This window comes from Primorskyibacter sedentarius, from assembly GCF_004342065.1.
GTDB classification, from domain to species: domain Bacteria; phylum Pseudomonadota; class Alphaproteobacteria; order Rhodobacterales; family Rhodobacteraceae; genus Primorskyibacter; species Primorskyibacter sedentarius.
In genome coordinates, this window is record NZ_SLZU01000013.1 from 117,011 (window position 1) to 127,651 (window position 10,641).

At 56.4% G+C, this 10,641-nt stretch carries 9 protein-coding genes and 1 tRNA gene; 5 read left to right on the top strand and 5 right to left on the bottom strand.

From position 1 onward, the window contains the following. Window positions 1-39 precede the first annotated feature (39 nt). The 4 genes from EDD52_RS16530 to EDD52_RS16545 all read left to right on the top strand — a co-directional run bounded on the left by EDD52_RS16530 (window position 40) and on the right by EDD52_RS16545 (window position 4,070). Window positions 40-657, top strand: a complete 618-nt coding sequence (locus EDD52_RS16530) for a heme NO-binding domain-containing protein (RefSeq protein ID WP_132246995.1) — start codon at window positions 40-42, stop codon at window positions 655-657. Beyond that, on the top strand, window positions 647-1,630 hold the full coding sequence (locus tag EDD52_RS16535; RefSeq protein ID WP_132246996.1) for a GGDEF domain-containing protein: 984 nt from the start codon (window positions 647-649) through the stop codon (window positions 1,628-1,630). The genes EDD52_RS16530 and EDD52_RS16535 overlap by 11 nt, the downstream gene beginning before the upstream one ends. A 111-nt stretch (window positions 1,631-1,741) precedes the next feature. Further along, window positions 1,742-1,816, top strand: a tRNA-Gln gene (locus EDD52_RS16540). Window positions 1,817-1,973: 157 nt separating this feature from the next. Further along, window positions 1,974-4,070, top strand: coding sequence for a site-specific integrase (locus EDD52_RS16545; RefSeq protein ID WP_132246997.1), 2,097 nt, complete (start codon window positions 1,974-1,976; stop codon window positions 4,068-4,070). Between the two features lie 395 nt (window positions 4,071-4,465). Here the strand turns inward: EDD52_RS16545 and EDD52_RS16550 are convergent, their stop codons facing one another. The 4 genes from EDD52_RS16550 to EDD52_RS16565 form a co-directional block, all read right to left on the bottom strand. Beyond that, window positions 4,466-4,891, bottom strand: a complete 426-nt coding sequence (locus tag EDD52_RS16550; RefSeq protein ID WP_132246998.1) for a hypothetical protein — start codon at window positions 4,889-4,891, stop codon at window positions 4,466-4,468. Continuing rightward, entirely contained in the window at window positions 4,888-5,280 is a 393-nt protein-coding gene (locus EDD52_RS16555) for a hypothetical protein (protein ID WP_132247000.1), read from the bottom strand. The genes EDD52_RS16550 and EDD52_RS16555 overlap by 4 nt, the downstream gene beginning before the upstream one ends. 309 nt (window positions 5,281-5,589) lie before the next feature. Continuing rightward, on the bottom strand, window positions 5,590-6,885 hold the full coding sequence (locus EDD52_RS16560; protein ID WP_132247002.1) for a hypothetical protein: 1,296 nt from the start codon (window positions 6,883-6,885) through the stop codon (window positions 5,590-5,592). Beyond that, the gene (locus EDD52_RS16565) at window positions 6,882-8,678 is read right to left on the bottom strand and encodes a hypothetical protein (protein ID WP_132247004.1); all 1,797 of its coding nucleotides are present in this window, start codon (window positions 8,676-8,678) and stop codon (window positions 6,882-6,884) included. The genes EDD52_RS16560 and EDD52_RS16565 overlap by 4 nt, the downstream gene beginning before the upstream one ends. A gap of 465 nt (window positions 8,679-9,143) precedes the next feature. On the opposite strand from EDD52_RS16565, the gene EDD52_RS16570 reads away from it, so the two are divergent. Then, window positions 9,144-9,557 (top strand): hypothetical protein, encoded by a 414-nt coding sequence (locus tag EDD52_RS16570; protein ID WP_132247006.1) that lies wholly within the window; start codon window positions 9,144-9,146, stop codon window positions 9,555-9,557. A 333-nt stretch (window positions 9,558-9,890) separates the two neighbouring features. On the opposite strand, the gene EDD52_RS16575 is transcribed toward EDD52_RS16570, so the two are convergent. After that, a complete protein-coding gene (locus EDD52_RS16575) occupies window positions 9,891-10,319 on the bottom strand; it encodes a thermonuclease family protein (RefSeq protein ID WP_132247008.1) in 429 nt (142 codons plus the stop codon). Window positions 10,320-10,641 lie beyond the last annotated feature (322 nt).

Below are 10,641 nucleotides of genomic sequence, written 5' to 3' on the forward strand. Positions count from 1 at the left end.
TGTATGGCAAAGTGGACCCCTGATACAGGGGTGGATCGGATGCACGGGCTTATCAATAGGACAATTCAATGTTTTGTGCGTGATACCTATGGCCCGCAGGCTTGGGACAGAATCGCGCTACGGGCCGGGACGGGCATCACGAGTTTCGAATCGATGCTGGTATACGAAGATGAGGTTACCAGCATCTTCCTTAATGCTTGCAGCGCGGATTTGAACAAACCACTGGATGGGTTGCTGGAGGATATCGGGACCTATCTCGTTTCCCATCCGAACACGGAATCCTTGCGCCGCCTTCTGCGCTTTGGTGGCGGGGATTTCGTAGAGTTTCTACAATCTCTGGACGATTTGCCGGAACGCGCGCGTCTGGCGGTTTCGGATCTGGAACTGCCAGAACTTGAACTTCACGAATACGGGGCGGTCGATTACCGGCTCGTCTGTCGATCGCCGATGCCCGGATTTGGCCATGTGCTTGTTGGTGTCTTGCGTACGATGGCCGATGACTACGGCACGTTGGCCTGCCTTGACTACGGGGAGGGGGAAGGCCTCGAGGAATTCGTTGAAATCACGCTTTTTGAGACAGAATATTCGGTAGGGCGCAGTTTTACTCTTGGCGGACACATTGCCCAACCCGTGGAGGGCAGCGCAGATGATCGCTAAGACAGCGCTGGACACCCTTTGCCCAATGCACCTGACCGTGGACGCCTCAGGGCAAATCCAACACGCGGGCCCCACGCTGGCAAAACTGCGGCCAAAGGCTCAACTGGTCGGGAAACAGTTGTTTGAGGTTTTTGACTTACATCGTCCACAGGGTATCAGCCATATGGCGGAGTTGTTGGCGATCTCCGGGCGGAAGCTTCAGCTGCGGTTTCGCGATCCGCCATGTACAGGGTTGAAGGCGGTGCTGGTGCCGGATGGTGAAGGGGGCGCAGTCGTGAATTTGTCATTCGGCATCTCGGTCGTCGATAGCGTGCGTGATTACCACCTGACAAACGCCGATTTCGCGCCCACCGACCTCACCGTCGAAATGCTCTATCTGGTTGAGGCAAAATCCGCTGCGATGGAAGCGTCACGCCTTTTGAACCAGCGGTTGCAGGGGGCACGTATCGCAGCTGAGGAACAGGCCTATACCGACACCCTGACCGGGCTGAAGAATAGGCGGGCGATGGATCACATCCTGTCACGTCTGCTCGCGACCGACCGGACCGTGTCCGTGATGCATCTCGATCTGGACTATTTCAAACAGGTCAATGACCAGCACGGTCATGCGGCAGGGGACACAGTGTTGAAACAGGTGTCATCTCGCATGCTGGAGGTGACACGAGAAAGCGATACGGTTGTACGCTTTGGCGGTGACGAATTCCTGCTGATTTTCCCGGACCTCACGAACACGTTGAAACTGTCCCAAATGGCGCGCCGCCTCATAGACCGTATCGAGGCCCCAATCTCCTTCGGGGGCCACAATTGCGAAGTGTCGGTCAGTATTGGCATTGCGATGCATGACGGGTCGCACGGAAAAGCCGTCGGCGCACTGATCGCAGAGGCGGATGAGGCACTTTATAACTCAAAGGGCAGGGGGCGCGCCTGCTATAGTTTCCACGCTCACGCAGGTCCGCACGAAGCCAGATTTTGAGAATTCAAAGCACTTCGCGTGCCTAATTCGGCAGGCGGTTCGATGCGGATGAATTTTTTGATCTAGAGGGCTTGATACGGCGGAGCCTATTGCGTAAGTAGCGGCTCACGTTGGGGTGTAGCCAAGCGGTAAGGCATCGGTTTTTGGTACCGTGTATCGTAGGTTCGAATCCTACCACCCCAGCCAACTTCTTCCGAAAGCACAACAAAACAAGGGTTTATCTGCCCTTTCTTCACCTCGTGTATCCCAGTCACCTGACAGTGGGATACATGGTGGGATACATCCCCCCGTTTCCAACATCGGTTTTAACAAACGCGCACGCAGCCGCGTTGGTCCCTACCTCATGCGTCGTGGCCGCGTCTTCTACTTCATGAAGCGGCTGCCCAAACAATTTTCCTGTGGGGGTTCAAACCAGTTTTTGCGCATGTCCTTACGTACCGAATTCCCGCTCGACGCCGTGGTGCGGGCCGGAAGCCTGCTCGCGGTCTACGAGCAGAAGGAACCGGAAATCGTGGACGCCCTGAACAAGAACGAGATGTCCCCGCGACATGCACATGCCCTATTGAAGGCACAGCTACGGAACGAACTCTCGCGCTTTCTGCACCAGCAGAGTTCAACGACATCGCTATCGGACGCGGAAATCGATGAGCGTGTTGCAGCGCTGCAGGCCGAGAACAGCGCGTTAAAAGCGGCCATTCGACGAAAGGACTGGACAGCGGTGGAACCCGCATTGTCAGCCGCCGGTAAAGCAACCTCTATTCCCGTGTCACCACCCATAGCGCCTGATCTGGGACGCCGCGCGGCCTCATTGCAACGGCAGATAAACGAAGTCGAAATCGAAGTCCTGGAGGGCGAGGATGTCCGGGTTGCTGCTGCCCATCTCTTGTCGGACGACGAAAACAAGGACTTCGACCGCTTCATCAAGGGCGAAATAACCGTCTCTGCTGCTGTTCAAAGCGCGATCGAAAACGCAACTTCAAAGGACATGGCGAACAAATACTCGGGCACGGGCAAGATTTTGCTGGAGTTTTGGGGCGATGTGCCGTTGTCGACAGTGACCCCGGAAACGGTCAAAGACCTAATGTGGCTCATTCAGCGAATACCGTCACAGCATGGCAAGAAGCACGGCAACAACCGTTTCGTGAAGGATCGCCGCAATGCGACCAAACGCGAAGAGATCGAATTCGCGGATCTGCATGATGCTTCGGTGCGGGCGGAAATCGAAGCCAATGAAATGCTGCCATTGACAGAAAAGCGTGCCCGTCTTGCAGAGAGCCTGGTGCCGCGGCTCACGATGACCACAGTTGAGCATCACCTCGACCGCTTGCATGCCATTTTCAGAATTGCCCAGGAAAACCTTGGCTATTCCGGACAAACACGCTTTCTGACGCACACGAAGATGAAGCAGTACATCAAGCAGGAGCTTGAGAAGAAAAAAGATCCGCTTCTGGTGCGAAAGGATAAACCCAAGAACCGCGATTCCTGGTCGCACGAGCGGCTCAAGACGCTCTTGATGTCGCCGATTTACACTGGCTGCAAGTCAAAGAGCCGCCGCTGGCAGCCTGGAAATGTGATCGTTCGGGACGCGAATTATTGGGTCCCATTGCTGGTCATGATGCTTGGGTCGAGAATCCTGGAAATCCTGCAGCTGAAAAAGACGGATCTGATTGTTCACAACGGTGTTCTTTGCCTGTCGGTCGGTATTACATCCGAGCACCGTGTGAAGACGGACGACTCCAAAAGGTTCCTGCCTCTGCCCCGGCTTCTGATCGACCTTGGCTTTGCGCAATGGGTTCATTCCTTGCCCGCGGAACAACGGCTTCTGTTTCCTTCGCCTGCAGGCGGAGCGGATATTGCAGCGATTGCCGGGAATTTCGGGAAGAAGCTCAAGACGTGTTTCAAGCGGCTTGAGATCGCCGATTGGAACGAGGATTTCTACGCCCTGCGTAAGACGCTGAGTAGCGCTCTTGACGACGCGGGTGTGCCCGAAAGCAGACGCAAGGCAATTGCGGGCCATGCCGGGGGATCTACCCTCAACCAACACTACACGAAACGAAACGTATCTACACTCAAATCGGAATTGGAGAAGTTCGACCTCAAAGTATCCGTCAGGTATTCAGATAAGCATGGGCATCCGGTGATAGGTGCTTGCGATCTTGTCGCCAAACCATCTGCGATTGTCGAAGTTGAGCTGGCGGCGGATGAAACTGCGAGCGCCGTTCGCGTCACATCTATGCAGTGCGGAAAAATCCTGGTGGACGCGAAGCTCGCGGAGATGGAGCAGAGGAAATCACAAACCCGTTCCTGCAAGCGCTGGACGCCCCCGGAAATTGCCGCTCGGCTTCGCAGCATCAGCGAAACGTATGAGCTTTCATTGCCGCAGACCCCGCAGCGAAGGCAGGCGGTAGAAAATCTCATGACGTTCGGCCACGACAGTTGAACAAAGCGATCTGAGATCCCCGCCACCCCCCCCCGGGGGGGGTGGCGGGGTCTAAAGAAATTCAGCAAAGTTTCGAAGTCTGGACAGCGAAGAATGAAATGCCGCTCGGCACCGAACGATTCTGACCAGTGCAAACCGATGATGGCCCCTTCGAACAGGTCGGCTGGCTACGATGCAAACCTGCCCGAAAGGCCGCACCAGATTACCGGGTCCGATACCCGAGACAAGTTTGGCAGATATTCGAAGCACGATGCTGATCTCGTATGCCGAAGGTTCACCGCTGCAAGTGTTCGTAGATCACGTTAAGTCGTACCGATCCCGCGTTGGCATGAAGTGTCGATTGAAACCGAGCAAATAAATCAGAGGGCCAGGGGGATCACCCCTGGCCCTCATGCTCATAGGCCGAATCCTTCGACGAGCCTGTGCGCCCTCAAAAGGAGGCGCCAGTGTTGGAGCGCGTCGGCGAGCGCGGTCAGGCTGTCGGCGGCGGAGCGGAGCTCGGGGCTGCGCTCTGACTTGGCGTCGAACCAGTAGCCACCATGCGGGTTGTGGTCGTCCGGAACGAAGGTCCTGGTGGCCTCGGTCTCTGACAGACTTTTGAGCCGCTCCGCCAGGTGCCGCATGTCCTCCGGGACACCCCGGTCGAAGACTGCGTCCTCGCCCAGGGTTTTCTGAAACAACCTGATATGGCGACACATCGTCCGATCCAGAGCGCCGCTGGCCTCTACCGCGTCCAGGGCAAATGCCGCCTCGAGGGCGAGCTTCAGCACTTGGTAGAGCGCAGATTGCGCCTGTTGGTGCTTGCCTGGATGACAGCTCATACGCGGACCTCCGAAGCTTTGCCGGGCGCGTAGCCTTCGAAGGCGGAATGCGCTTCACGGGCATGGCCCTCCAGGGCAGCGTCCAACTCGTCTGCCAGCAGGCAGATGTCCTCGACACAAGGATCCGCGGGATCCAGGCAGGCAAAATGCGCCGCCTCGGGACTGTCGAGATCGTCGACATAATGCAGCGTCAACAGATCGTGGACAGACTGCATGTCGGCCAGTCGCCTGCGGGTGAGCGGCGCACCCGACGCGAGCGCATCCAGGATCGCCTGGACCTTCCGGAGCCAGGGCAAGCCACCCAGCAAAAAGGCAGCGTTCTGCAGCCCCTGCGCGTTGGATTGAAAGAAGCTGTGCAAAGCGCACGGCGGTGTGGGGATATCGAACATTGCGTTCTCCCTTTTTTGCTCTTGGCACCATGCCAATCGCTACAAAACCGACAGGCGTCTCCTTTCCGTGTCGGGGGTTCAGGTTTCTCATTATTTTTGTTGTTGGATCGCTCCGCTGTTCTCAACGCAGCTCTCACAATAGGGAGATGCGCTGAGAACGGTGGGGCGATCAAAGAGTGGATTGTCCGGTGGTCATCAGTGGGCCAAATCGGCTGTCCTCGGGTGAAGCCGACAAGGGCAGGGCGCTCTCCCTGACCCCTTGAACCGCATGGTCCAATCAGGACAGCATTTGCGCCATAACGCAGACCCTCAGGATCGGCGCCGTGATCGGGCCGCTTGCATCAAGGATTTAGCACGTTTACCGGCCAGGCGTTTCTGCTGCTTGACCTGGTAGTGTCGGGCGGTCCGGGAGCCGCCTTCTTGTCCGCAGAGCACGAGAGACATCCACGTGTCGGCATCATCCAGTGCCTCTTCGTGCCAGAGGGTTCGAATGATATGCTCACCGGTTCCGATATGCCTGTACCAGACTTTGGAGATCCATAGCTCGCTGAATTTCCGGCCATGTTTTGAGAACAGAAACTGGCTGTCAACTTCCCGTAACCGGGTTGCGAGCACGGTGTCGGGACGACCTGCAAGAACAACCGCGTCAATGAACGGCGTCAGTTCAGGCCACATTTCCGCGGCGTATTCATTGCCCATCTTTTCGCACCGCAGAGCGATGGTCCAAGTGCTTGTTTCGAATGACCGGGTGAGGTGGTTGCCAATCTGGAGCCGGTGCAGATCCCCGATGCGCAACGGCACGTTTATGGCCAGCGCAATTGCAAGAGCGTCAAGGGCAAGGTCCAATCGTGCGTTGCTTCCCGAAGGCGCCGCCAAGGCCTCTTGCAGCATCTCTTCTGCAATCATCCAGCAATCGACCACTTCGATCGGGTTTTGGATCAGCCAGTCCTCCTTGCGTTTTCGTTGTCGTCCTGCGAGCCGGGCAAGCTGGTTTGCGTGGCGACGCATGGCATTGATGATGCCTTCGTGCGCCGCCTCATCCAGCCACTGAGCGAAGGTCATCAATTCCTTTAATCGACTACGGCGGGTTACTGGCCTGGTTTTGCGGCTCTTGCTTGCCAACAAGAACGCCCTGACGCATTGCATGTTCAACGCGGGCTTCAGACCAGCATCAGTCGCCGCGAATGCAAGCTGCCGAACGGTGTATTCCAGCTTTGCAATGACCTTTCTGCTTGGCGGAACACGATCATCGATGGTCAGGACACCACGATCCACCTGCACGCGTGCCAAAGTCATTTCCTTGATTGCGCGCTGCCACGCTTTCGGGATCTGGTCAGCCGGGACAGACAGCTTGGACTTCAGGCCGGGGGTGCCCCGTACGATACCAGCCCGTTGTTTCTTCCACCGTTCTGCGTATCGTACGTTCAGCGCCTCCCGAAGTTCCGGGGCCCAATCGGGCTTATTGGCTTGGAGCGAGGGCATTAGCCTGTAAAGCTGGCCCAACGATCCAAACGCCAGGAAGGTGTCGCGGGTCGGTCTGGCCCCGTCGGCCAGATGATCAACAAAGCGATCAAAGAGGCGGTTTTGCTCATCGCTCAAGCTCACGCTCGTTTTCTCCCTCTGAGTCGTTTGCTTTTGGCTGCTTGCATTTTCGCGCGGGCTGATTGGTGCGCCTTGCGTTCTTCGACCCAAGCGTAAAATTTCCGAGCGGTATCCGGAAGGTTGTCGAGCAGTTCCGCGACTTCCTCGATGGCGTTGGGATCCTCGTCCAGCACGAAGAACGCAACGGCGTGCCGCATCTCGTGCGTATCCATTTCCAGACCGCAGAGAGCCAGGCCTTCCCCGATGAGGGCATTGAAAACGGATTTTTCAACGGCATGATCGACGCGGGGTCCATTGAAGAAGAAGTCCGACTCGGCATGGTGTTTGCCAAACGGATGTTCCGCGATCAGCTTCTTGCGAATGACTTCGTAGTAGAACCGTAAGATCGGCATCGCCTCGGGATCCAACTCTCCCTCGATCGGTTTTCCATTCTTGGTAATTTCACCCGGCAGATCGAGGCGAGCCTTGCCTACGAACTCAGGCGGCAAGATGAGTGTTTGGCGCTCGTCACAGAACACCCGCAACTCCCGGAGATTTGTCTCGCGCAGTGGTTTCCCGTAGAGAAGGATGGCCAGAGCGGCGGCGGCTGTCCCAAGCTTCAACGTCTGCATGCGGGCATGCTGAGACATGGTATTCCATTTTTTCAGGCGGGTTTGACACTGGCGCATCAAGAATTCCGGGGACTCAAAAAGGCGGGTCTGCATATCCATGTCGTTAGCGAAGGCTTTGACACGGCGGCGGCGTGCCACAGACATCTTGCCCACGCTCTTGCCGCGCACTGTGGGGTGATTGCGCAGCGCCTCCATATGCTGTTTCGTTTCGGGCGACACGTGGCAGTGCTCGATAGCTATCTGCGTGACCTTTGCCACGTAACTGTGCAAGGAACCGGCATCGGACTTGAGAGGTGACATTTCATCGGCGCGCATTTCCTGGAAGATACGCGTCGCGGATTTGATGTTCCGGTAGGTCAGCAAATCACTGAGCTGCCTGATGTCATTTGCGTCAATGAGCTCAGAGCGGATCAGAGTTCGGTAGACCCAGCCGACTGCGTAGCCATAAGCCTTTGCGGAGGTATCGGTAAAGTTCAAATTGCGTAGCTCAGGATCGAATCCCAAAGGATCCTCGTTCAGGCCATCATCTTCACCATGGCGCTTGACGTGAACAAACCTGGCGAAATCCTTGCGCAACGAATTGGATACCTCGGCAGGGAGCCAATCGATATAGGCCAGTTTTCGGGCCTGTTTTGGCGGCGGTTCTGAGGGGGAAGCTGGTAACAGCCCTGCCAACGCGGCTTGCGCAATGTCGGAACCGACAAGCGCGTTCCAGACCGTAAGGCCGCGCAAAAACGTCTTCCTCGCTTCATAGCTCATGCGGTTGCAAACACGATGAGCGAACTCCGTGTTGATGTCAGTTGTCGCGAGACTTTCCTCCCGGGCGGCCGCCAGACCAAGTTTCGGGGCTTCATCGGTAACGTAGGCAAGTATTTTGGGCCAGTCGTCCGTATAGTCGGGTTTCCGAGCGGGCTCGTTGGCGAGCCAACGTTGGTATCGTGCGAAACAGCCGCCCACGGCAGTTTTCCAATTGGCAAATTGATCGAGGGAACGGAAACCCATCGCGACATAATTCGTTGCACCGTCAAATCGCTGCTGGAAGTCGTGAGGGCAGGCACTAATATGGGTTGCCGGTTTCTTGTAGACATTGGGCGCCCGATTGAGCGCGGCACGTACGGTGTTGACGTACCCTTTGCCATATTCCAGTTGAGGTAGAGCGACTTTGACATCATCGAGATTGTGCATTGTTTCAAATTCCGTTTCGTTAGGGTGTCAGCCTTTGTGTGTTGGCGGTCTCATGACAGGGACCGCCAACACACAAAGGCCAACGGCATCACAAAACGGAGTTGGCGTTCTTGCAGAGCAAACAGAAATGCTCGCGCATGAAATGCGATAAAGACCGCCAGAGGCAGATGCCGCGACGCTGGCTTAATTCAGGTGAAAAACGCCGGTTTTCGCGCAAATTCAGGTCGCCGCCTTGCCACATAAATGCCCGGTATGTGGAGGGGCGGCGACCTGAAAATGGCGTTGTTCGCCTGAACCTGGCGTTATCCGGTAGAAGGGCGCCGGTGCGACCTAAAAATTTTTTCTGCGCGCGAGAATTCGCGGTGAGAGATTTAAGTGCCACGGCGCGAAAAAAACAGGTTCAAACGATTTCTCGGAACGGCTGACCAGACCCAAGTTCCCGATACAAGCTCGGGAGATTGAATGATGCAGAGATACAAGACGGCTGGGACAGCCAGGATTTCCCAGGTGGCGCGGCACTGGGATGTGGATCGTGATACCGCAGCGTCCATTCTTGAGGAGCGAGACGTGCCTTTCGTCGTCGGGGACGGGCCGCGGCGCGTAGAATGGGTCGATGTCTGGTCACTTGAAGGCGCGGGCTACGTCGCCCCTGGAAATTACGCGAACTTCAAGGCCCGCCTTTTGCGTGTCGACCGCCTTGGGGTGGCACCTGAGAACAGCAGACAACCCGACGCCTATATGGGGCTCATCAGGTTGAAGCCGTCCGCACTCCGCGCGCGGTGTGCACAGGTTCAACAACCCATCATCAGATTGTCAGAGCGCTCGCAGCGGATCCGGCCCTGTGACCTCGACGCACTCCTGAGCCTATTGGGCGTCTGAATTTTCTTCGCGTGAAATTTGTGATCCGGGTGCAAATGTGGAAGCGTTGAGGACTACGAAAGCCAGGACCGCACAGACCCGCGCAGCATAGAGGTTGCGTGAGACAAAAATTGAAGCACCTTCGTAGGGTTTCCTGATCAGATAGAAGACCATTTGGCTGCCGGACTGTTCGAAATGATCAGGACCAGGTTCATACAGAATTCGGAAGTCAGAAAGAGAGATTGGGGCCGCACCTGCACCCGGAGTGATCTGAGATGCAAGCCGGGCAGGTTTGAGTTGGCAATGATCCCCAGGACTGATGTTCGAAATCGTCAGGGTCGCGAGGATTGCGGGTTAATCACCAAATTTCGCAGCACGCCCTGTCTCAAGGAGCCAGTCATTGACGTTTTCACCGTCATCATAAATCTCGACGAGATACCGAGCAAAGCTGCCCGTCGCTTCAGAGTCAGATCGCTTGGCCTTGATGGTGCAGATGAACAACGTTCTTCCTTCGAGCCGTTGCCGGACGATCGCCACGACCTCCTTGCCTTCGGGCGTTGAGCGTTCCGGAGTGTCGATGCGGTTCAAGCGGAGATGTTCATCCCTCAGCCAAGTCCGAAAGCCCAGATTAATATCTGCGACTACGGTGGTGCCATCTATCACGCGCACGATTTCGGCCTTGCAGAGATACGGCTCGCAGTCAGGTGTGGGACTCGCCGCGTTGGCGGGATTGCTGAATAATGTGCAGGCAAGAGCCACCTTCAGAGACAGCCAAAAAGACATCACGATCTCCTAAGACGCGGGACTCAGTCATGTCATAAAGGACACGGCTTAAGAAAGGTTTTCCTTAATCCTTCGCTGAACGCCATCATTTGCCGCCGTTTAACAGCGCATTAACCGTCTTCTGATCACCATCCCTCGGTTCGACAATGGCCGAGAAAGCATCATCATGAGGAACTGTGTACCCGCTACGTCTTGTGCAATCGTCCTGTGCGGCGCCGGACGATGAGCAGATCCATCAAGGACCAGCTCGCTCAGCAGATGAAGAAGCATCTTTGGCCCGAGCGCACAGCCGCCAGCGGGCAATCGAAGGCAGACCCCGTGA